Here is a 21462-nt window from a genome sequence, read left to right as displayed (position 1 = left end):
TAGCCTGCATCACTTGACTCACCCATAACTCTACGGTTATGAATTAATCCATAACTGAATGGTTATGGATTCCGTATGTCCGCCGCTCCCGACCTTCTGTTCCGGACGCTCGCCGACCCGACCCGGCGGGCGATCTTCGAGCGGCTGTGCCGCGAGGGAGAGCAGACGGTCGGGGCGCTGACGGCGCGATCGGGCGTTTCCCAGCCGGCGGTGTCGAAGCATCTCGGCGCGCTGAAGCAGGCTGGCCTCGTCCGCGACCGCCACGAGGGACGGCAAACCCACTACAGCGCGCAGCCCGGTGCGCTCAATCCGCTGATCGACTGGACCAGCCAGATGGCCGGGTTCTGGCAGAACCGGCTCGATGCGCTCGATGATCTCCTGAAGAGGATGGACCAATGACAGAAGCCGCAGCCGAGATGCGCTCCGTGGTGATCGAGCGCGAATTTGCCGCCCCAGCGGAGCGGATCTGGCGCGCGCTGACGCAGCCGCATCTGATCGAGGAATGGCTGATGAAGAACGACTTCAAGCCCTCAGTCGGTCATCGCTTCAACCTTCGCGGCGAATGGGGCGGCGTGCTGGACTGCGAGGTGCTCGCCATCGAGCCGCAGCGCATGCTCGCCTACACCTGGAACTTCTCGCATGCGGACGCGGCCTTCGATCTGAAGAGCGTGGTGACCTTCACGCTCACCGCGACGGGCGCGGGCACTCACTTGCGCGTCGAGCAAGCGGGCTTCAGCCCGACACAGAAGCAGGCCTATGGCGGCGCGCATGCCGGCTGGAAGCAGTTCTTCACCAAGCTGGACGAGCTGCTGGCGCGGGCTGACTAGTCCGGCGCCGACCTTTATTCGATCATCTCAGGAGGAGGTTTCATTGACCGGGAATATGTGGGTTCGTCAGATCCATCGCTGGCTATCGATCGCTTTCACGCTCGCCGTCATCGCCAACATCGTCGCCCTGACGCTGCAGGTTCAGGCGACGTGGATCGGCCTGCTGGCGTTCGTGCCGTTGATTCCGTTGCTCGCGACGGGACTCTATTTGTTCGCACTGCCCTATCTCGGCCGACGCGCCGGCGCGCGACAAGAGGTGTGATCATGAGGAAGGTTGTGACCGCGAAAAAGAGCAGCGCGACGAAGGCGGATGGCGCTTCGCCCTCCAAGCTGATCGACGGCAGGATCAAGGAGCTCGGCGACTGGCGCGGCGAGATGCTGGGGCGACTGCGCGGCCTGATCAAGCAGGCCGATCCTGATATCGTGGAGACGTGGAAATGGCGCGGCGTTCCCGTCTGGGAGCACGACGGCATCATCTGCACCGGCGAGACCTACAAGGCCGTGGTGAAGATGACGTTTGCCAAAGGCGCGGCACTGGATGACCCGTCCGGCCTGTTCAATTCCAGCCTCGACGGAAATGTGCGGCGCGCGATCGATTTTCACGAGGGCGAGACGATCAACGAGAAGGCGTTAAAGGCGCTGATCTGCGCGGCCGTGGAGCTGAATGGGTCCAAGGCGAAGAAGAAGCCCGCCAAGCGGTCCGCATAGTGAAGCAGCCACGAATGCCTTCCCTTCTTCCTTGTGGGGAGAATGTGGCGCGAAGCGCCGGATGAGGGACCCTCTCTCGACACGGGAAGATGTAGAGAGGATACCCCTCACCCCAGTGAGCTTGGGTCAGCCGACATCGCTGCCCTCTCCCACAAGGGGCGAGGGCGCATCAACGCGCATCTCGGCGTATTGATCCGTAGGGACGATGCCCTCAGGCCGCCGCGGTGATCGGGCGCGGGCTCACGACATATTCGCGCAGGACCTTGTCGTTGGCGTCGACCTCGATCAGCGAGACGTCGTAGGTCCAGAGATCGGCGAGGTGCTGGAGCACCCGCTTGGCGTCGGTCTCGTTGAGCTGCGCGCCCTTGATGACGTGGTGGTGCAGGATCAGACGGCGGTCGCCGGAGAGATCGACGTCGACCACCTCGATGTTGGCGTCGATGTAGCCGACATCGTGCTGCCGCGCCAGCTCACGCCGCACGCGGCGGAAGCCGCGCTCGTCGTGAATCGCATCGACCCGGATGCCGGCACGCTCCTCGGGATCGTCGTGCAGATGGAACATGCGGAGCTGCCGCATCAGCTTCGGGCTCAGGAACTGGGCGATGAAGCTCTCGTCGCGGTAGTTGGCCCAGACGTCGCGCAGCACGCCCATCACGTCATTCTTGCCGGCGATATCGGGGAACCATTCCCGGTCCTCGTCTTCCGGCCTGGTGACGATGCGCTCGATGTCCTGCATCATGGCGAAGCCGAGCGCATAGGGATTGAAGCCCGAGAAGCGCCGATCATCGAATTCGGGCTGAAACACCACGTTGGTGTGCGATTGCAGGAATTCGAGGAAATTGCCGTCGGTGATGCGGCCCGTCTGGTGCAGCTTGGTCATGATGCGGTAGTGGACGTAGGTCGCGGTGCCCTCGTTCATTACCTTGGTCTGGCTCTGCGGATAGAAATATTGCGCGATGTGGCGGACGATGCGCAGCAGCTCGCGCTGCCAGGGAGCCAGCCGCGGCGCGCTCTTCTCCAGGAAATAGAGCAGGTTCTCCTGAGGCAGGCCGAGCAGCTTGCGGCGGCGCTCGAGGCTGAGCGTGGACTTGCTCTTGGCGACGCCCTTGGGGACCGTGCGCCAGAGATCGTTGAAGACCTCCTCCTCGTGCTGGCGGCGGCGCCCCGCCCGCTTCTCTTCGGCGCGCAGATCGAGCTTCTTCTTGCCGGGATAGCGGTCGATGCCGTGCGACATCAGCGCATGCGCTGCGTCGAGCGTGCGCTCGACCTCGGTGCGGCCGTAGCGCTCCTCGCATTGCATGACGTAGGTCTTGGCAAAATCGAGATAGTCCAGGATGCCGTCGGCGTCGGTCCACTGCTTGAACAGATAGTTGTTCTTGAAGAAGTGGTTGTGGCCGAAGGCGGCGTGCGCGATCACCAACGTCTGCATCGTCGCCGTGTTCTCCTCCATCAGATAGGAGATGCACGGCGAGGAGTTGATCACGATCTCATAGGCGAGGCCCATCAGGCCCTTGCGGTAGGAGGCCTCGTGGTAGGCGAACTGCTTGCCGAAGGACCAGTGCTTGTAGAACAGCGGCATGCCGACCGAGGAGTAGGCATCCAGCATCTGCTCGGCGGTGATGACCTCGATCTGGTTCGGATAGACGTCGAGCCCGAGATCGTTCTTCGCCACCTCCTCGCAGGCATCGGTGATGCGCTGCAAGGTGTGAAAATCCCAATCCGCGCCTTCGAACAATCTTTCCGTCATGGAGCAGCTTTCTCCTGGGCAGTTTCGCGGCGCTGGAACAGATCGTGGAACACCGGGAAGATCTCGCTGCGCTCGCTGACTTTGCGCATCGAGAGCGGTGCGCCGCTGTTGCGCAGGCGCTCGTAGAGGGTCCAGAGCGAGGAGTCGGAGAGATCGAAGGCGCTGCCGCCAGCTTCCCCGACCTCGAGATAGGCAAAGAACTGGCAGACCGGCAGGATCTTGTCGGTCAGCAGCATGCCGGTGAGCTCGCCGTCGGAATAGGAATTGTCGCCGTCGGAGGCCTGCGCGGCGTAGATGTTCCAGTCCGCCGGGCTGAAGCGCTCGCGCACGATCTCGTGCATCGCCTGCAGCGCGCTGGAGACCAGCGTGCCACCCGAGGCCGGGCCGTAGAAGAAGGTCTGCTCGTCCACCTCCTCGGCGCGGTCGGTGTGGCGGATGAAGACGATCTCGACATGCTTGTAGCGGCGCTTCAGGAACACGTAGAGCAGCATGTAGAACCGCTTGGCGAGATCCTTCATGTGCTCGGACATCGAGCCCGAGACGTCCATCAGGCAGAACATCACGGCCTGCGCGACGGGCTTGGGCACCGTCTCGAAGCGGCGATAGCGGATGTCGATCGGATCGATGAACGGAATGCGCTTCGACTTCGCCTTCAGCTTTTCGAGCTGGGCGAGCATCAGCAAGCGCTCGTCCTCGTCCGTGCAAGCGGCGATTGCCGCTTCCAGCTCCTCGATCTCGTCCCTGCTGGGACGCTTGAGCGCGATACGACGCGCCATCGCGCGCCGCACGGTCCGGCTCACCGAGATGTTGGAGGGCGAGCCCGACGTGGTGTAGCCGGCGCGCTGGATACCTTCGCTCTCGGTCTGCGCGATCTTGCGTTTAGCCAGATCCGGCAGCTCGAGATCGTCGAGGAAGAGATCGACGAACTCGTCGCGGCTGAGCACGAAGCGGAAGGCGTCCTCGCTGTCGCCTTCGCCAGGACCGGAATCCTTGGCGCTGCCCTGGCCGGAGCGCTGGAGATAGTCGCCCTCGACAAACTTCTTGTTGCCGGGCAGCACCATGTCGCGCGTCCCGCCTTCACGGCGGAACCGCGGCTCGTGCATGCCGTCGAGCGGGATCGTGACCTCACCACCCTCCAGGACGTCCTTGATGTCGCGTTCCTGCGAGGTCTTCTTGACGGCGCCCTGCACCAGGGATTTAGCCCGACGCAAGAACCGCTGGCGGTTCTCAAGACTCTTGCCGCCTGGATTCAGGCGCCTGTCAATGATGTGAATGGCCACTTTCTCATCCGCCTCAACCGGCTTGCTTCACGCGCATGTACCATTCGACCAGCCGGCGAACCTGACGCTCGGTGTAGCCGCGCTCCACCATGCGTGCCACGAACTCGCCGTGCTTCTTCTCCGTCTCGCCGTCCTTCTTCGACCCGAACGAGATGACCGGAAGCAGGTCCTCGACCTGAGAGAATATCCGCTTTTCGATCACATCGCGAATCTTCTCGTAGGAGGTCCAGGTCGGATTCTTGCCGCCGTTCTGGGCGCGCGACCGTAACGAGAATTTGACCACCTCGTTGCGGAAGTCCTTGGGGTTGGCGATGCCCGCCGGCTTCTCGATTTTCGTCAATTCCTGGTTCAAGAGTTCGCGATCGAGCAGCTGGCCGGTGTCGGGATCCTTGAAGTCCTGGTCCTCGATCCAGGCATCGGCGTAGTCGACGTAGCGGTCGAACAGGTTCTGGCCGTAATCCGAGTAGGATTCGAGATAGGCCTTCTGGATCTCGTGACCGATGAACTCGGCATAACGCGGGGCCAGATCCGCCTTGATGAATTCGAGGTAGCGCTTCTCGACTTCCTCGGGCAGCTGCTCGCGCTTGATCGACTGCTCCAGCGCGTACATCAGATGCACGGCGTCGGCGGCGACTTCCTGCGGATCGTGGTTGAAGGTCGCAGCCAGGATCTTGAAGGCAAAGCGGGTGGAGACGCCGTCCATGCCCTCGTCGACGCCGGCGGCATCGCGATATTCCTGGACGCTGCGCGCCTTCGGATCGGATTCCTTCAGGCTCTCGCCATCGTAAACCCGCATCTTGGCATACGTCGTGGAATTCTCGTGCTTGCGCAGCCGCGACATCACCGAGAACCGCGCCAGCGTCTCCAGCGTCGAGGGCGCGCATGGGGCGGCCGCGAGCTCGGAGCCCTGGATCAGCTTCTCGTAGATCTTCTGCTCTTCCGTGATCCGCAGGCAGTAAGGCACCTTGATCACGCAGATGCGGTCGATAAAGGCCTCGTTGTTCTTGTTCGACTTGAAGCTCGCCCACTCGGCTTCGTTCGAATGCGCGAGGATGACGCCGGTGAACGGGATCGCGCCGATATTCTCGGTGCCGATATAGTTGCCTTCCTGCGTCGCCGTGAGCAGCGGATGCAGCATCTTGATCGGCGCCTTGAACATTTCGACGAACTCGAGCACGCCCTGGTTGGCGCGGTTGAGGCCGCCGGAATAGCTGTAAGCGTCGGGATCGTTCTGGGCGTAGGTCTCGAGCTTGCGGATGTCGACCTTGCCGACAAGCGAGGAGATGTCCTGGTTGTTCTCGTCACCGGGCTCGGTCTTGGCGATGCCGATCTGGCGCAGCCGCGACGGCTGGATTTTTGCGACTCTGAACTGGGAAATGTCGCCGCCGAAGGCCTCCAGCCGCTTGTAGCACCACGGGCTCATCAGGCCGGTGAGGCGCCGGCGCGGAATGCCGTATTTCTCTTCCAGCATCGGGCCGAGCTGATCGGGATCGAACAGGCTGAGCGGACTCTCGAACACGGGCGAGAGTTCGTCGCCGGCTTTCAGCACGTAGATCGGATGCACTTCCATCAGCGACTTCAGCCGCTCGGCGAGCGAGGATTTGCCGCCACCGACCGGACCGAGCAGATAGAGAATCTGCTTGCGCTCTTCGAGGCCCTGCGCCGCGTGACGGAAGAACCCGACGATCCGCTCGATGGTTTCTTCCATGCCGTAGAAGCCGGCGAAGGCCGGATAGGTGCGGATCGTGCGGTTCAAAAAAATACGGCCAAGGCGTGGGTCCTTGGCCGTGTCAATCGTTTGGGGCTCACCGATCGCCGCTAGTAATCGCTCGGCCGCATTGGCGTATTTCATGGGATCGCTTCGACACGATTCCAGATATTCCGCCATCGACATGTCGTGCTGGCTTCTCGCCTCGAACGACCGAGCGAAAGCGTTGAACAAAGAATCGTTGTACATGATCCCTCTCCGCGTGAGTTCCGCTACACAACTGAACTAAAGCAGCGACGACTGGACCGTTCCGTAGCGCCACTCTCGAATCAGCGTGAGCACATGACGATCATTGGACACCCGGGTGCTAACTCCACGCAACGCACAACGTAGGCACTCGTTGAGTTACGAACAGGCACATGCCTGTTATTTGTGCGAATCTGCGTCTATCATCGCTCATTTCCAAAAAATGTCACTCGCTCGCAACATCCGGGCATTACCGGGGGACGCGTCCATCCGGCACTGCAGCATAGAGCAGTCCGCGCGCGGCAATCTTATGTCGCTGGTACGGCGAAGCCGCGGGTGCCGCGTTCATCTTCCTGCTGCAATGCGGTGCGTGGGTTACTGGCAGCATGACAATCGCGGCAGGCCCTCAGCAATGTGTCAAAATCGGTCGCCAACCCATCCAGGCGGATGACGATACGATCGTTGTGCGCGCGGCGAGCCGAGGTGCGGATGGTGCAGAGCTGCCGCTGCAAGGCCGGCGTCGGTGTCAGCACGATCATCTTGTGCCCGCGGCATTCGTCAGCCGAAATCTCCGTGATCGAGTCCCACAGCAGAAATTCATTGCCGATGCGGAGGTCGCGGATGCCGTAGGGGGTGACGATCACCACCGGCCCCCGTTCGGCGGGCAGCATCCAGATCAGCCGGCAGGTCATCAGGCCGAACACCACGACGCCGGCATAGCCGGCCGTCGTGTCGTAGCCGCCGAGGCCGTCCCACCAGTCAAAGGCAAGAGCCGCACTGAGCAGGGTCATCGCGAAACCCGCCGCGACCAGCAGCCGCAGCTGGGTCGTACACGAATTGATTTCGAGATCGTGGGACGCGTCGATGCATACGGCCGGCGCGACCGTCCGCGGACTGCCGACCACGAGCGTCATGTCGTCACGATGTGCGTGCATGCCTTCCCCCAGCATGGCCATTCGCGACCAGGTCACGATGTACCAGGCGGACCGGAATCCGCCGACGATACTCCGCAAAGCCACTGGTCCAAGTGACGAAAGCCAACGAGACCGGCGTTACGTAACGAGACCTCGGCCGGTCCTCCCCGGCCAACGACTTTTTACGCAACACACGCTTCGCCACCTGGATCGCCATCATCGCAGCGGAGTTACACTGAGAGTATGACGCTGATACCCTTGATTGGTTCCCTCCCGGGAGCATGTAAGCTAGAGGATAGCGCGTCAGGACCGGCGCGGAAACCCCTCGCCCGCAGGCTTGGAGATAAATAAGCATCATGAATCCCGTCAAAGAACTGGAAAAGCACGGACAAGCCGTCTGGCTGGACTTCCTGGCCCGTGGTTTCATCGCCAAGGGCGATTTGAAGCGGCTGATCGACACCGACGGCGTCAAGGGCGTCACCTCCAACCCCTCGATCTTCGAGAAGGCGATCGGCAGCTCGGACGAATACGACGCCCCGATCGGCAAGGCGCTCAAGCGCGGCGACCGGACCGTGGCCGATCTGTTCGAGGCCGTCGCGGTCGAGGACATCCAGAACGCCGCTGACGTGCTGCGCCCGGTCTACGACCGGCTCAAGGGCGGCGACGGCTATGTCAGCCTGGAGGTCTCGCCTTACCTCGCGATGGACACCGCCGGCACGGTCGCCGAGGCGCGGCGGCTCTGGAAGGACGTGGGTCGCAAGAACCTGATGGTGAAGGTGCCGGCGACGCCGGAAGGTCTGCCGGCGATCGAAACTCTGATCGGCGACGGCATCAGCATCAACATCACGCTGTTGTTCTCGAAGGCGGTCTACCTTGAGGTCGCCGAAGCCTATCTTGCGGGTCTCGAAAAATACGTCGCCGGCGGCGGCGACCCCTCGCATGTCGCAAGCGTGGCGAGCTTCTTCGTCAGCCGCATCGACTCCATCGTCGACAAGCAGCTCGACGAGAAGATCGCGCGTGCTAACGACCCCAGCGAAAAGGAGCGGCTCGCCGCGCTGAAAGGCAAGGTCGCGATCGCCAACGCCAAGGTTGCCTACCAGGACTACAAGCGCCTGTTTTCGGGCCCGCGCTGGGACAAGCTCGCCACCAAGGGCGCGAGGCCGCAGCGGATGCTGTGGGCATCCACCGGCACCAAGAACAAGGAGTACAGCGACGTGCTCTATGTCGAGGAGCTGATCGGCCCCGACACCATCAACACCGTCCCGCCCGCGACGCTCGATGCGTTCCGCGACCACGGCAAGCCGCGCGACAGCCTCGAGGAGAATGTCGAGGATGCCTATCGCGTGCTGGAAGAGCTGGAGCGTTCAGGTGTTTCGCTCGATGCCATCACCGAAGAGCTCGTCAAGGACGGCGTGAAGCAGTTTGCGGATGCCGCCGACAAGCTCTATGGCGCGGTCGCGCACAAGCGCGCCACCGTGCTTGGTCCCGCGATCGACCGCCAGCTTCTCTCGCTCGGCGACGGGCTCGGCAAGGCCGTGGCCAAGAGCACCGAGGAATGGCGCGCGTCCGCCAAGATCCGCAGGCTGTGGCAGCGCGACAAATCGGTCTGGACCGGTACGGACGAGGACAAATGGCTCGGCTGGCTCGACAGCGCCGGCAAGGCCGATGTCGCCGACTACGAGGATTATGCGAGCCGCGTGAAGGGCCAGAAATTCTCCGATGCCGTCGTGCTCGGCATGGGCGGCTCGAGCCTCGGGCCCGAGGTGCTGGCCGAGACTTTTGCGAAGAAGCCCGGCTTCCCGAAGCTGCACGTGCTCGACTCCACCGACCCTGCGCAGGTGCGGGCGATGGAAGCCAAGATCGACATCGCCAATACCGTGTTCATCGTGTCCAGCAAGTCCGGCGGCACCACCGAGCCGAACGCGATGAAGGACTATTTCCATGAGCGCGTCGCGCAGGCGGTCGGGCCGAAGGTGAAGACCGGCCATCGCTTCATCGCGGTGACCGACCCCGGCTCGTCGCTGGAGAAGGCGGCCAAGAGCCTCAACTACGCCCGCATCTTCCATGGCGAGCCGTCGATCGGCGGACGCTATTCGGTGCTGTCGCCGTTCGGCCTGGTGCCGGCGGCAACCGCGGGCATCGACGTCAAGACCCTGGTCAAGCATGCGCTGGCGATGGCCCGCTCCTGCGGACCGGACGTGCCGCCCAGTGAGAACCCGGGCGTGCAGCTCGGCCTCGCCATGGGCCTGGCCGGCCTCGAAGGCCGCGACAAGGTGACGATCCTGTCGTCGAAGAAGATCGCCGATTTCGGCGCCTGGGCGGAACAGTTGATCGCGGAATCGACCGGCAAGGAAGGCAAGGGCCTGATCCCGATTGCCGACGAGCCGCTGGGCGAGCCCTCGGTCTACGGCAACGACCGCTTCTTCATCGATATCCGCACCGAAGGCGAAGCGGACGCCGCACACGACTCGCAGCTTGCCGCGATCGAAGCGGCCGGCCATCCCGTGGTGCGCATCGTCATGAAGTCGATCGATCATCTCGGCCAGGAATTCTTCCGCTTCGAGATGGCGACGGCGGTGGCCGGCAGCATCCTCGGCATCAACCCGTTCGACCAGCCGGACGTGGAGGCGGCCAAGATCAAGACCCGCGAGCTGACCACGGCTTACGAGAAGACCGGCGCGCTCCCCGCGGAGCAGCCGGTGGTCAGCACGGACGAAGCCGATCTCTACACCGACGAGGCCAACGCCACGGCGCTGCGCGCTGCCGGTGCCAACGGCGACCTCACCTCCTGGCTGAAGGCGCATCTCTCCCGCTCCAATCATGGCGACTATGTCGCCCTGCTCGGCTACATCGCGCGCGACAAGGCCACCATCGACGCGCTGCAGGCCATGCGGCTGGAAGTGCGCGAGAAGCGTCACGTCGCGACCTGCGCCGAGTTCGGCCCGCGATTCCTGCACTCCACCGGCCAAGCCTACAAGGGTGGACCCGACAGCGGCGTGTTCCTGCAGATCACGGCCGACGATGCCAAGGATCTTGCCGTGCCGGGCCAGAAGGCCAGCTTCGGCGTGATCAAGGCAGCGCAGGCGCGCGGCGATTTCGACGTGCTCACCGAGCGCGGCCGGCGAGCACTTCGGGTGCACCTCAAGGGCGGGCTCAAGAAGGGTCTCGCGGCGCTCAATGCGGCGCTCAACGACGCGCTGAATTAAGGGGATCTCTCAAATGCAACTCGGCATGATCGGCCTCGGCCGGATGGGCGGCAACATCGTTCGCCGGCTGATGCGCCAGGGACATTCGACCGTGGTCTACGACAAGGACGCCAAGGCCGTCGCCGGCCTTGCCGCGGACGGCGCGGTGGGCTCGGCGACGCTGGAAGAATTCATCTCAAAGCTCGAGCGGCCGCGCACGGCCTGGGTGATGCTGCCGGCCGGACACATCACCGAGACCACGATCGACACGATCGCAGGCGTGATGCAGGACGGCGACGTCATCATCGACGGCGGCAACACCTTCTGGCAGGACGACGTCCGCCGCGGCAAGGCACTGAAGGCGCGCGGCATCCACTATGTCGACGTCGGCACATCCGGCGGCGTCTGGGGTCTCGATCGCGGCTATTGCATGATGATCGGCGGCGAGAAGCAGGTGGTGGACCGGCTTGATCCGATCTTCGCTGCGCTCGCGCCCGGCGCCGGCGACATTCCGCGCACGGATGGACGCGACGGACGCGATCCCCGCATCGAGCAGGGCTACATCCACGCCGGCCCCGTGGGCGCCGGCCACTTCGTCAAGATGATCCACAACGGCATCGAATACGGCCTGATGCAGGCCTATGCCGAAGGGTTCGACATCCTCAAGAACGCCAATATCGAGGCGTTGCCTGCGGATCACCGCTACGATTTCGACCTTGCCGATATCGCCGAGGTGTGGCGGCGCGGCAGCGTGATCCCGTCCTGGCTGCTCGACCTCACCTCGACCGCTCTCGCCGACAGCCCGGCGCTGGCCGAATATTCCGGCTTCGTCGAGGATTCCGGCGAGGGACGCTGGACCGTGAATGCGGCGATCGACGAGGCCGTGCCGGCGGAAGTCCTGACCGCGGCGCTCTACACACGTTTCCGTTCCCGCAAGGAACACACCTTCGCCGAGAAAATTCTCTCCGCGATGCGTGCCGGCTTCGGCGGCCACAAGGAGCCGAAGCAGCCAGGCGCTTCGAAACCCAAATAAGCGTAACAAAGCGAAGGCCAATCGTTCGTGACAAAAGACCCGCAGCCCAAGCCCAAGCCGGAAAATTGCGCCTTCGTCATTTTCGGTGTCACCGGTGATCTCACTCACCGCCTCGTGATGCCCTCGTTGTACAACCTCGCCGCAGAAGACCTGTTGCCGGAAAAATTCTGCGTCGTCGGCGTCGCCCGCAAGGGCCAGTCGGACGACGAGTTGCGCGACAGCCTGATGAAGGGCCTGCGCGAGTTCGCAACGAGGCCGGTTGATGATGTCGTCGCCAAGCAGCTGCTGCAATGCGTGACCTTCGTCGAGGCCGACCCGAAGGACCCTCCGTCGTTCGATCGCCTGCGCGAGCATCTCGATACGCTCGAGTGCTCGCAGGGCACGGGAGGCAACCGGCTGTACTATCTGGCAACGCCCCCGGCCGCGTTCGCTCCGACCGCGCGCGAGCTCGGCCGCACCGGCCTGATGAAGGAGAATGGGTCCTGGCGGCGACTGGTGATCGAAAAGCCGTTCGGCACCGACCTCGCCTCGGCGCGGGCGCTGAACGCCGAGCTGCTGAACATCATGACCGAGCACCAGATCTACCGGATCGATCACTATCTCGGCAAGGAGACGGTGCAGAACATCCTTGTGCTGCGCTTTGCCAACGGCATGTTCGAGCCGATCTGGAATCGCAACCATATCGACCACATCCAGATCACGGTGGAGGAGAAGCTCGGCGTCGGCCATCGCGGCGGCTTCTACGACGCCACCGGCGCGCTGCGCGACATGGTGCCGAACCATCTGTTCCAGCTGATGTCGCTGGTCGCGATGGAGCCGCCGACCCGATTCGATGCCCATTCCGTGCGCTCCGAAAAGGCCGATGTGCTCTCGGCGATCCAGCAGCCCAGCCGGGAAGAAGCGCTGAGAAATTCAGTGCGCGCGCAATATCTCGCCGGCCAGATCGGCGACGACGACATCCCGGACTATCGCAAGACCGCAGAGGTCAAGCCCGGCAGCACCACCGAGACCTTTGTCGCACTGAAACTGATGATCGACAATTGGCGCTGGGCCGGTGTGCCCTTCTACTTGCGCACCGGCAAGGCGCTCGGCCACAAGCGCACGGAAGTGGCGATCAAGTTCAAGCAGGCGCCGCTGTCGATGTTTTCGGGCACGGACATCGACCGCCTGTCGCAGAATTTCCTGACCATCGGCATCGCGCCGACCGAGACCATCGAGCTGCAGTTCAACGCCAAGATTCCGGGACCGAGCATCACCATCGACGGCGTCGAGATGAAGTTCCGCTACGGTGATTATTTCCGGGCCGATCCCTCGACCGGCTACGAGACGCTGATCTACGACTGCATGATTGGCGACAACATCCTGTTCCAGCGCGCCGACGGCGTCGAGGCCGGATGGCAGGCGGTGCAGCCGTTCCTGGACGCCTGGAAGAGTGAAGGCACCAACGGCATCGAGACCTATGAAGCCGGCAGCGACGGCCCGAAATGCGCCGACGAGTTGCTGCGGCGCGACGGGCGAAGCTGGCGGAAATTTTCGTGATGGCAACGGCCGGCCAGCCGAAGCTGATCGTCTCGGCCGACGCCGAGGCGCTGGCGCAGGCCGCAGCCGAGCGCGTGATGGCGCGGATCGCGGCCAATCCCGGACGAATCGCGATCTGCCTCACCGGAGGCTCCAGCCCGAAGAAGCTCTATCAGTTGCTCGGCAGCGATTCCTGGCGCGACAGGATCCCGTGGGACCGCGTGCACTGGTTCATCGGCGACGAGCGTTTCGTGACCGAGAGCGATCCCCTCAACAACATGGCGGTCGCCCGCGCGATCTTTCTCGATCGCAGCGCGCCGCCCGGCCATATCCACCCGATTCCGACCACGGCTGAAAATCCGGATCAGAGCGCGCAAGCCTATGCGCGCGAGCTGCAAGCCTTCTATGGCGCTGAAAGCCTCGATCCGGCACGACCGCTGTTCGACATGGTTTTGATGGGCGCCGGCCCGGACGGCCACACCGCCTCGCTCTTCCCGGGCTATCCCGCAATCGAAGAGACCGAGCGCTGGGTTGTCGGCGTGCCCCAGGCCAATGTGGCGCCGTTCGTGCCGCGGGTCTCGCTTACGCTGCCCGCTCTGGCCTCGTGCCACGAAATGCTGCTCGAGATTGCCGGGCATGACAAGCAGCCGATCTTGACGCGCCTGCTCAATGGCGAGAGGTTGCCCGCCTTACGCGCGCGCTCGAATGGTGAGACCGTCTGGCTTGTCGACCAAGCCGCGCTTCCGGAGGGAATTCGTGGGCCGCGTTGAAGCACCTTGTGCGTTGATCGTGATGGGCGTGTCGGGCTCGGGCAAGAGCACGGTTGCGGAGGCGCTGGGCGAGCGGCTCGGCTGGCGGTTCGAGGACGGCGACAGCTTTCACCCCGCCAGCAATGTCGAGAAGATGCGGGCCGGCCATCCGCTGACCGACGAGGACCGCTGGCCGTGGCTCAACGCCATCGCCGACGAGATCGCGCGGGTCTGCGACAGAGGCGAGCGCGTCATCATCGCCTGCTCGGCACTGAAGCACACCTATCGGGACGTGCTTTTGCGTGGACGCGACGACGTCCGCTTCGTCTTCCTGACGGGCACCAAGGAGCTGATCGCGGAACGGCTCGCGCACCGCAAGGGCCATTTCATGCCGCCCGGTCTTTTGACCAGCCAGTTCAGCACGCTGGAGCCGCCCGAGGCGAGCGAGCACGTCATCACCGTCTCGATCGACGAATCCGTCGAGGCGATCGTGGACGGCGTGGTGCGGCAATTGAAACTGAGCGGGGCGAAACGCTGAGGCCGCGAAACCCGGAAGGTCCTGCCATGACGAAAATCTCACTGGTCGTCTCCGACGTCGACGGCACGCTGCTGACCAAGGACAAGATTCTGACCGACCGCGCGAGGGGCGCGGTACAGCGGCTGCATCAGGCCGGCATCGGCTTCACCATCACCTCCAGCCGGCCCGCGATCGGCATGCGCTTCCTGATCGAGCCGCTGGCGCTGTGGCTGCCGGTCGGTCCGTTCAACGGCTCTTCGATCGTCGATCCCGAGATGAACCCGGTCGAGCAGCATCTGATTCCCGCGAGCGCGGCCGAGCGGTCCCTGCAGATCCTGCGCGAATTCGGCGCCGACATCTGGCTCTTCACCACAGACAAATGGCTGGTCGACAACGCCAGCGGCAAATACGTCCCCCATGAGCAGCACACGATCCGGTCCGAGCCGACTATCGTAACGGACTTCTCGCCGTACCTCGCCAGCGCCTGCAAGATCGTGGGCGCCAGCGCCGATGCCGCCGGGCTCGAGGCTTGCGAGAAGGCGATGCAGGAGGCGCTCGGCAGCGAGGCCACTGCAGTTCGTTCGCAGACCTATTATCTCGACATCACCCCGCCCGGCTTCGACAAGGGCACGTTCGTGCAGGCAATGGCAAAACGCCTGGGGATCGCCACCGACGCGGTCGCCACCATCGGCGACATGCAGAACGACCTCGCGATGTTCCGCGTCGGCGGCACCTCGATCGCCATGGGCAACGCCACCGACAGCGTCAAGGACCAGGCGACGCATGTCACAGGGAGCAACGAGCAGGATGGTTTTGCCGAGGCGATGGAGATGATCCTGAAGCGGAATGGGGTGAGGTAGGACCGAATTGGCTTTGAGTTGGTTGGTCGGGCCCCGAGCTCTCTAACCTCTCCCGCAAGCTCGCGGGAGAGGTCGCCGCGTAGCCGCGGGTTGAGGATTTCTCTCCTCTCGGGGGCTCTCGCCCGCGGAGACACCCCCCACCCCAGCCCTCCCCCCGCAAGCGGGAGGGGGGCGCACCTCCGCTGGTGATGCAGCCAAGGCGTTCACTACTTCGACCGCTGCACGGCCGGCTTGTCGCACTCCTGCCTTGCCGCCGACAGATTGTGCGCGGTGTTGATCAGCGCGATATGGGTCAGGGCCTGCGGGAAATTGCCGGTCTGACGGCGAGCGCCCGAATCATATTCCTCTGCGAGCAGCCCTACATCGTTCGCGATGCCGACGACGCGATCGAGCAGCACTTGCGCCTTGTCGAGATTGCCGGCCAGCACGTAGGCATCGGCGAGCCACAGGCTGCACGCCAGGAACGCGCCTTCGATCGGCTGGGTCTCCTCAGACACTTCGCGCGGATCGTGGCGCAGCACAAAGCCGTCGCGTATCAGGTGCCTTTCGACGGCGGCGATGGTGCCGCGGATGCGCGGATCGTCTGCGGGCAGAAAACCGACTGCCGGAAGCAGCAGCACGCTGGCATCGAGCAGCTTCGAGCCGTAGGACTCGACGAACGCATTCTCCTGCGTGTCAAATCCCATGTTGCACACGTCGCGGTGAATGGCCTCGCGCAAAGCACGCCAGTGCAGCAGCGGCGCCTTGAAGCCAAAGGTTTCGGCGCTCTTGATGCCGCGGTCGAAGGCGACCCAGGTCATGACCTTGGAGAAGACATAGTGCCGCGGCTGGCCGCGCCGCTCCCAAATGCCGTGGTCGGGCTGGTCCCAGACTTCGGCGAGATGATCGATCACGGCGCATTCCAGCGCCCAAGTCGCTTCGTCGTCGAGCTTGAGCTTGGCCATGCGTGACTGGTGGAAGGCGTCGATCAGCTCGCCATAAACGTCGAGCTGAAGCTGCGCATGCGCGGCATTGCCGACGCGCACCGGCTGCGCGCCCTCATAACCGTCGAGCCAGCCGGCCTCCCATTCCAGCAGCCGCCGCTGGCCCCAGATGCCGTACATGATCTGCATGTCCGCCGGCGCACCGGCCGCCGCGCGCAGCAGCCAATTGTGCCAGGCCAGGGCTTCCTCGGTATAACCGGAGTTCATCAACGCCAGCAGCGTGAAGGTGGCATCGCGCAGCCAGCAGAAGCGGTAATCCCAGTTCCTGGCGCCGCCGAGCTTTTCCGGCAGGGACGTTGTCGGCGCGGCGACGATGCCGCCGGTCGGGGCAAAGGTCAGCGCTTTCAGCGTGATCAGCGAGCGCAGGATGAGATCGTGATACTCGCCGTCCCTCGTGCAGCGGCTGCACCACTCCTGCCAGAATTTTTCGGTCTCCTGCAGCGCGATCTCGGGATCGATCGAATCGGGCGGGTCGAGATGCGAGGGGCCGTAGGTCAGCACGAACGTCACGGTCTCGCCCGCCTTCACCTCGAAGTCGGCGACCGTGGTCAGGTCCTCGCCTCGGGTCTCCACCGGCGTCCGCAGCACCGTCATGTCCGGACCGGCGACCGCCAGCAGGGAATGGTCGATCCGCCGCACCCAGGGAATGTCCACGCCGAAGCCAAAGCGGATGACAAGCTCCATTCGCATCTTGACCGTGCCGCTGACGCCGCGCACCAGCCGGACGATATCGGAGGCCTTGCCGCGCGGCGGCATGAAGTCGATCAGCGCAATGGTGCCGCTGTTGGTTTCAAAGCGCGTTTCGAGGATCAGGGTGTTGCCGAGATAGCGGCGTGAGATCGCTGTGATGTCTTCGCCCGGTGCGATTAGCCAGCGGCCGTTCTTGTGCGTCCCGAGGATCGCGGCAAAGCAGGCGTCGGAATCGAAGGCGGGCCAGCACAGCCAGTCGATCGACCCGTTGCGCCCGACCAGCGCCGCGGTCTCGCAGTCGCCGATCAGCGCATAGTCCTCGATTTTCTGAGACAATGTTTTGCGAGCCTCAGTCTTGCGAGCCTGAAAAATCCCGACGGGTCAACTCCCGCCGATCAAGGAACGTTCCCGCGTCGCCGCCTTCAAAGCCACGAGATCGACCTTCGCGGCGATCTTGTCGAGCGCGACAGGCAGCCGCTGGCGCCAGTTCGGATGCTCGTCGATCGTGCCGGGAATATTGGGCTGGTCGAGCACGCCGAGCAGATCCTCCAGCGATACCGCCAGCAGCCGCGACGGCGTGCGCGACAGGAAGGCGAGCACCGAATAGAGGTCGTTGGCGGTGATGCCGTTCTGGCGCAGGATCTCGTCGAGCATGCCGAGCGCATCCCAGCGCGCCTGATCGTTCTCGCCGGGATCGAGCCCGAGCGAGAGCTTGACCTTGAGATCGCTGAAGGAACGCCAGCCCGCATAGGTGCACAGATCGTGCGTGTTCAGCGTCACCAGCGCGTTGGGCCGGTAGAAGTCGGAGTTGCGGAAATGTCCGGCTTCGTCGCGCTCGAACATCATGACGAGGTAGGACCAGATGCCGAAATCCTGCATGGTCTCGCGGAAACCTTCCGGCACGGTGCCGAGGTCCTCGCCGATCACGATGCACTTGTGCGCCACGCTCTCGCGCGCGATGGCCGCCAGCAGCGCCTCGAACGGCATCTGCACATAGGCGCCGTTGTCGGGCTTGAAGCCGCGCGGCACCAGATAAAGCCGCTTCAGCCCGAGGACATGATCGATCCGGATGGCGCCGGCATGACGCATCGAGGCCGCCAGCATATCGGCGAAAGGCACGAAGGACTGCGCTTCCAGGCCGCCGGCATTGAAGCCGGCGAGACCCCAGTCCTGACCGGCGGTGTTGAGCACGTCGGGCGGCGCGCCGACCGCGAGATGGCGCGAGATCGCGATCTGCTCGTTCCAGGCATCGAAGCCGTTGGATTGCACGCCGACGGCAACGTCGAGATACAGCCCGACCCGCATGCCGAGCTGGCTCGCAAGCTCCCTGGCTGCATGCAACTGGCTGTCGGCCGTCCATTGCACGAATTCGACGAACTCGACCTCGCGCTTGTCTGGACCCTTGCGCAGCTCCGTATATTTGGTGTCGTCCGGCTGCTGCCATTCCACCGGCCATTCCCACCACGGCGACACGAAACGATGCCGCAGCACCTCGAAGCAGGCAAAGCGGGACAGCAGCGGCGCGCGGTCGGCGCGGAAGGCGTCGAACTGATTGCGGCGGACGCCACTCGCCTTTGTCACGAAAGCGTCAAAGGCGGCGCGCAAGGCCCGCCATTTCAGCGCCGCCATGTCGGCGTAGGGGACACGATCGCCTTGGCGCAGCCGCATTGCGATCGCCGTGGCGTCCGGTACGAGGTCTGCTGAGAATTCGGGGATAGCCTCGACGTCGATGTAGAGCGGATTGAGGAACAGCCGGCTGTTCGGCGAATAGGGACTGCAATCGGCCGGATGATTGTCGAACAGGACATGCAGCGGATTGAGCCCGACGCCGTCGGCGCCGAGCTGCTTGGCGAGCCGGACGAGTCCGGCCAGATCGGTGAAATCGCCGATCCCCCAATTGCGATCCGAACGGATGCTGTAGAGCTGCACGGCGAGCAGCCAGCCGCGGTCGAAATCGCCGCCGAAAGCGCGCTCGGGTGCCACGATCATCGGCACCTCCTCTGTCACGCCTTCGGCATCGGTCAGGATCAGCCGGTGATAGCCGAGCGGCAGGTCGGCCGGCCAGGCGATCACGGGCTCGCGCGTCTCGCCTTGCGCGATCACCTTTGCGTTGCCGGTGATGGTCCATTTGAGCGGCGGCGCGCCGGCGGCCGCCAGCTCGGTGCGCGCGTGCCTCAGGGCACGCACCACCACCGGCCCCTGGACGAAGCGATAAACCCGCTTCTCCGGCAGGGCATCGAGGATGGATTTGAGGGCCACGGGATCGGTGACCCGCAGCTTTCCGAGGGCATCGACGAATTCGGACTGAACGCCCATGATCTGGGCTTGAGCTAAAAGATCCATTCGGCACGCAGCTTGCAGGCCATTATCTGACCGGGGGGAAACGATTTCTAGAGGTCGCGGAAGAGGTTAGTCTGGGTCAACTCGCAAACCGCGCCTGCCGTTCCCACGGGAACCAATGACACACAAGCGGCTTTCTATATAGGTATCAAGCGTAGGTTCCCGGCAAGGGAAACGGGCTCCTGCTTTCTTGTCAATGGCATCACCGTGAACAAGACAATTCAAACTGTCGAGAGCGCCGCAGCCGGCAGCGCTTTCCTCATCGAAGACATCTATCCGTCGATCGACGGCGGCCGCTTTGCCGTGAAGCGGATCGCTGCCGAACCCGTCGAGGTCTGGGCCGACATCTACCGAGACGGCGACGCCGTGATCGGCGCGGCGCTGATCTGGCGAGGAGAGCAGGAGCGTGAATGGCGGAGCGAGCCGATGATCCCTCACGGCAATGACCGCTGGTCCGGCGCGTTCACACCCGTTGAGCCCGGCCGATATGTCTACGCCATCGAAGCCTGGACCGACGAATTTGCCACTTGGTCGCACAGCGTCGCGCGCAAGCAGCAGACCGGTGCGGATGTCAGCCTCGATGCGATCGAGGGCGCCGGCCTCTTGACCAAGGCGCATGGCGCGCGTCAGGACGCTGCGGCTGTCATCGTCAGGCAATGCGAGGATTTTCTTCAGACTGGTGAGGTCGCGCCGCTGCTTGCGACCGAGCTCGGCGCAGCCATGGCCGAGAGCCAGTCGCGCCCCGACCTGACCCGCTCGCAAAGCTTCGCGCTGATCATCGACCGCGACAGAGCGCGCTTTGGCGCATGGTATCAGATGATGCCGCGCAGCCAGAGCCGCATTCCCGGCCAGCACGGCACGCTGCGCGACTGCATCGCGCGCGTGCCCGATATCGCCGCGATGGGCTTTGACGTGCTCTACTTCACGCCGATCCACCCGATCGGCAAGACCCGTCGCAAGGGCCGCAACAATGCGCCGGTGGCCAGCGAGGGCGATCCGGGTTCGCCCTATGCGATCGGCTCGGCTGAAGGCGGGCACGATGCGCTGCATCCGGAGCTCGGTACCATCGAGGATTTCCGCGCGCTGGTCGCGACCTGTCTCGAATACGGCCTCGAGCTCGCACTCGATTTCGCCGTGCAGTGCTCGCCGGATCACCCCTGGCTGACGCAGCATCCGGAATGGTTCAAGTGGCGGCCGGACCGCTCGGTGCGGACGGCGGATGGCCCCTATTCGGACATCGTCATTCCCGATTTTACATCCGTCGATCGAGCCGGGCTGTGGAATGCTTTTCGCGACGCCATGCTGTTCTGGATCGACCATGGCGTGACCATCTTCGCGATCGACAATCACGACACCGCGCCACTTCCGTTCTGGGACTGGCTGATCACCGACATCCGCCGCCGGCATCCCGAGGTCATCCTGTTCTCCAAGACGTTCGCACGCCCCAAGCTGATGAAGGGCCTCGCCAAGCTCGGCTTCGCGCAGTCCTTCAGCTATTTCCCCTGGCGCACGGCGAAGTGGGAGCTGGAGCAATATTTTGGCGAGCTGACGCGTTATCCCGAGCGGGACTTCTATCGCCCGAACCTGTTCGTCAACACGCCTGACCTGCTGCCCTATCATCTCCAGAGCGGCGAAGCCTGGGCGTTCAAGTCGCGTGTCGCGCTGGCGGCGACGCTATCGGGCAATTACGGCATCTACAGTGGATTCGAGCTGCTGGAGCACGAGGCGATCCCCGGCAGCGAAGAATATCAGGATTCCGAGAAGTACCAGATCAAGCAGTGCGACTGGGACAAGCCGGGCAATATCAAAGCTTACATCACGAAGATGAACCGCATCCGCAACGACAACGCCGCGCTTGGGCAGACCGCGAACCTGCGCTTTCTTGGCCTCGAAGACGGCGAAACGATCGCCTTCGCCAAGGAGGCGGTCGATCCGGCCAATACCGTCGTCGCGGTCGTCGCGCTCTCGCGCCATGGGCGCGAATTGTGGCTGCCGCTCGGCGACCTCACCATCGACGCCGGCGGCGAGCGCCGCCCCGTCACGGCACTCGAAAATCTCCTGACAGGCGAACAGTCCCGCATCGAATGGGGCGGGATCAAATTGCGCATCGATCCCGACCGCGATCCGGCGCTCTTGTTCCGCTGCCTGGCGTAAGGA

The 21462-nt window shown here is 63.8% G+C and carries 17 protein-coding genes; 11 read left to right on the top strand and 6 right to left on the bottom strand.

Annotated elements, in window-relative coordinates; translation table 11 throughout:
* Window positions 1-75 precede the first annotated feature (75 nt).
* Genes WHZ77_RS07445 through WHZ77_RS07430 form a run of 4 tightly spaced genes read left to right on the top strand, consistent with a single transcriptional unit; the run spans window position 76 to window position 1535 of the window.
* Window positions 76-399, top strand: a complete 324-nt coding sequence (locus WHZ77_RS07445) for a metalloregulator ArsR/SmtB family transcription factor (protein ID WP_354086168.1) — start codon at window positions 76-78, stop codon at window positions 397-399.
* Window positions 396-827, top strand: a complete 432-nt coding sequence (locus WHZ77_RS07440) for an SRPBCC domain-containing protein (protein WP_375313082.1) — start codon at window positions 396-398, stop codon at window positions 825-827. The genes WHZ77_RS07445 and WHZ77_RS07440 overlap by 4 nt, the downstream gene beginning before the upstream one ends.
* A gap of 43 nt (window positions 828-870) precedes the next feature.
* Entirely contained in the window at window positions 871-1089 is a 219-nt protein-coding gene (locus WHZ77_RS07435; RefSeq protein WP_375313081.1) for a hypothetical protein, read from the top strand.
* A 2-nt stretch (window positions 1090-1091) separates the two neighbouring features.
* Window positions 1092-1535 (top strand): DUF1801 domain-containing protein, encoded by a 444-nt coding sequence (locus tag WHZ77_RS07430; protein WP_375313080.1) that lies wholly within the window; start codon window positions 1092-1094, stop codon window positions 1533-1535.
* Between the two features lie 211 nt (window positions 1536-1746).
* On the opposite strand, the gene WHZ77_RS07425 is transcribed toward WHZ77_RS07430, so the two are convergent.
* The 4 genes from WHZ77_RS07425 to WHZ77_RS07410 all read right to left on the bottom strand — a co-directional run bounded on the left by WHZ77_RS07425 (window position 1747) and on the right by WHZ77_RS07410 (window position 7472).
* Window positions 1747-3282 (bottom strand): SpoVR family protein, encoded by a 1536-nt coding sequence (locus tag WHZ77_RS07425; protein ID WP_375313079.1) that lies wholly within the window; start codon window positions 3280-3282, stop codon window positions 1747-1749.
* Window positions 3279-4556, bottom strand: a complete 1278-nt coding sequence (locus WHZ77_RS07420; protein WP_375314675.1) for a YeaH/YhbH family protein — start codon at window positions 4554-4556, stop codon at window positions 3279-3281. The genes WHZ77_RS07425 and WHZ77_RS07420 overlap by 4 nt, the downstream gene beginning before the upstream one ends.
* Window positions 4557-4575: 19 nt before the next feature.
* Entirely contained in the window at window positions 4576-6519 is a 1944-nt protein-coding gene (locus tag WHZ77_RS07415) for a PrkA family serine protein kinase (RefSeq protein ID WP_375313078.1), read from the bottom strand.
* Between the two features lie 305 nt (window positions 6520-6824).
* Window positions 6825-7472, bottom strand: coding sequence for an STM3941 family protein (locus WHZ77_RS07410; protein ID WP_375314674.1), 648 nt, complete (start codon window positions 7470-7472; stop codon window positions 6825-6827).
* A 314-nt stretch (window positions 7473-7786) separates the two neighbouring features.
* Here WHZ77_RS07410 and WHZ77_RS07405 point away from each other — a divergent pair, with 314 nt between their 5' ends.
* From WHZ77_RS07405 to WHZ77_RS07380, 6 genes are read left to right on the top strand one after another with little or no spacing between them, the layout of a single operon-like run.
* A complete protein-coding gene (locus tag WHZ77_RS07405; RefSeq protein WP_375313077.1) occupies window positions 7787-10636 on the top strand; it encodes a bifunctional transaldolase/phosoglucose isomerase in 2850 nt (949 codons plus the stop codon).
* 13 nt (window positions 10637-10649) lie between these two features.
* Window positions 10650-11648, top strand: coding sequence for a phosphogluconate dehydrogenase (NAD(+)-dependent, decarboxylating) (gene gnd, locus WHZ77_RS07400; protein WP_375313076.1), 999 nt, complete (start codon window positions 10650-10652; stop codon window positions 11646-11648).
* A 27-nt stretch (window positions 11649-11675) separates the two neighbouring features.
* Window positions 11676-13187: a glucose-6-phosphate dehydrogenase gene (zwf, locus tag WHZ77_RS07395; protein ID WP_375313075.1), complete on the top strand. Its 1512-nt coding sequence runs from the start codon at window positions 11676-11678 to the stop codon at window positions 13185-13187.
* Window positions 13187-13936 carry a 6-phosphogluconolactonase gene (pgl, locus tag WHZ77_RS07390; protein ID WP_375314673.1) on the top strand — a complete coding sequence of 250 codons (750 nt, stop codon included), beginning with the start codon at window positions 13187-13189 and terminating at the stop codon, window positions 13934-13936. Before zwf ends, pgl begins: the two co-directional genes overlap by 1 nt.
* The gene (locus WHZ77_RS07385) at window positions 13923-14453 is read left to right on the top strand and encodes a gluconokinase (RefSeq protein WP_375313074.1); all 531 of its coding nucleotides are present in this window, start codon (window positions 13923-13925) and stop codon (window positions 14451-14453) included. Before pgl ends, WHZ77_RS07385 begins: the two co-directional genes overlap by 14 nt.
* Before the next feature lie 26 nt (window positions 14454-14479).
* Window positions 14480-15292 (top strand): HAD family hydrolase, encoded by an 813-nt coding sequence (locus WHZ77_RS07380; protein ID WP_375313073.1) that lies wholly within the window; start codon window positions 14480-14482, stop codon window positions 15290-15292.
* A 206-nt stretch (window positions 15293-15498) separates the two neighbouring features.
* Here the strand turns inward: WHZ77_RS07380 and WHZ77_RS07375 are convergent, their stop codons facing one another.
* Complete coding sequence (locus WHZ77_RS07375) at window positions 15499-17301, bottom strand: glycoside hydrolase family 15 protein (RefSeq protein ID WP_375313072.1); 1803 nt, start codon at window positions 17299-17301, stop codon at window positions 15499-15501.
* A 45-nt stretch (window positions 17302-17346) separates the two neighbouring features.
* Complete coding sequence (gene malQ, locus WHZ77_RS07370) at window positions 17347-19308, bottom strand: 4-alpha-glucanotransferase (RefSeq protein ID WP_375313071.1); 1962 nt, start codon at window positions 19306-19308, stop codon at window positions 17347-17349.
* Window positions 19309-19512: 204 nt separating this feature from the next.
* Here malQ and WHZ77_RS07365 point away from each other — a divergent pair, with 204 nt between their 5' ends.
* Complete coding sequence (locus tag WHZ77_RS07365) at window positions 19513-21459, top strand: maltotransferase domain-containing protein (RefSeq protein ID WP_375313070.1); 1947 nt, start codon at window positions 19513-19515, stop codon at window positions 21457-21459.
* Window positions 21460-21462 lie beyond the last annotated feature (3 nt).

The organism is Bradyrhizobium sp. A5 (assembly GCF_042076515.1).
Classification (GTDB): Bacteria; Pseudomonadota; Alphaproteobacteria; order Rhizobiales; family Xanthobacteraceae; genus Bradyrhizobium; species Bradyrhizobium cosmicum.
The sequence above is the reverse complement of the archived record's forward strand: the minus strand, read 5'-3'. Positions and strand labels throughout refer to the sequence as shown.

Excerpts from the sequence above, each read along its gene's own strand:
- WHZ77_RS07415 (WP_375313078.1), bottom strand. The coding sequence starts at position 6,519 with ATGTACAACGATTCTTTGTTCAACGCTTTCGCTCGGTCGTTCGAGGCG.
- malQ (WP_375313071.1), bottom strand. The coding sequence starts at position 19,308 with ATGGATCTTTTAGCTCAAGCCCAGATCATGGGCGTTCAGTCCGAATTC.
- WHZ77_RS07430 (WP_375313080.1), top strand. The coding sequence starts at position 1,092 with ATGAGGAAGGTTGTGACCGCGAAAAAGAGCAGCGCGACGAAGGCGGAT.
- WHZ77_RS07425 (WP_375313079.1), bottom strand. The coding sequence starts at position 3,282 with ATGACGGAAAGATTGTTCGAAGGCGCGGATTGGGATTTTCACACCTTG.
- WHZ77_RS07440 (WP_375313082.1), top strand. The coding sequence starts at position 396 with ATGACAGAAGCCGCAGCCGAGATGCGCTCCGTGGTGATCGAGCGCGAA.
- WHZ77_RS07410 (WP_375314674.1), bottom strand. The coding sequence starts at position 7,472 with ATGGCCATGCTGGGGGAAGGCATGCACGCACATCGTGACGACATGACG.
- WHZ77_RS07380 (WP_375313073.1), top strand. The coding sequence starts at position 14,480 with ATGACGAAAATCTCACTGGTCGTCTCCGACGTCGACGGCACGCTGCTG.
- pgl (WP_375314673.1), top strand. The coding sequence starts at position 13,187 with ATGGCAACGGCCGGCCAGCCGAAGCTGATCGTCTCGGCCGACGCCGAG.
- WHZ77_RS07405 (WP_375313077.1), top strand. The coding sequence starts at position 7,787 with ATGAATCCCGTCAAAGAACTGGAAAAGCACGGACAAGCCGTCTGGCTG.
- gnd (WP_375313076.1), top strand. The coding sequence starts at position 10,650 with ATGCAACTCGGCATGATCGGCCTCGGCCGGATGGGCGGCAACATCGTT.
- WHZ77_RS07445 (WP_354086168.1), top strand. The coding sequence starts at position 76 with ATGTCCGCCGCTCCCGACCTTCTGTTCCGGACGCTCGCCGACCCGACC.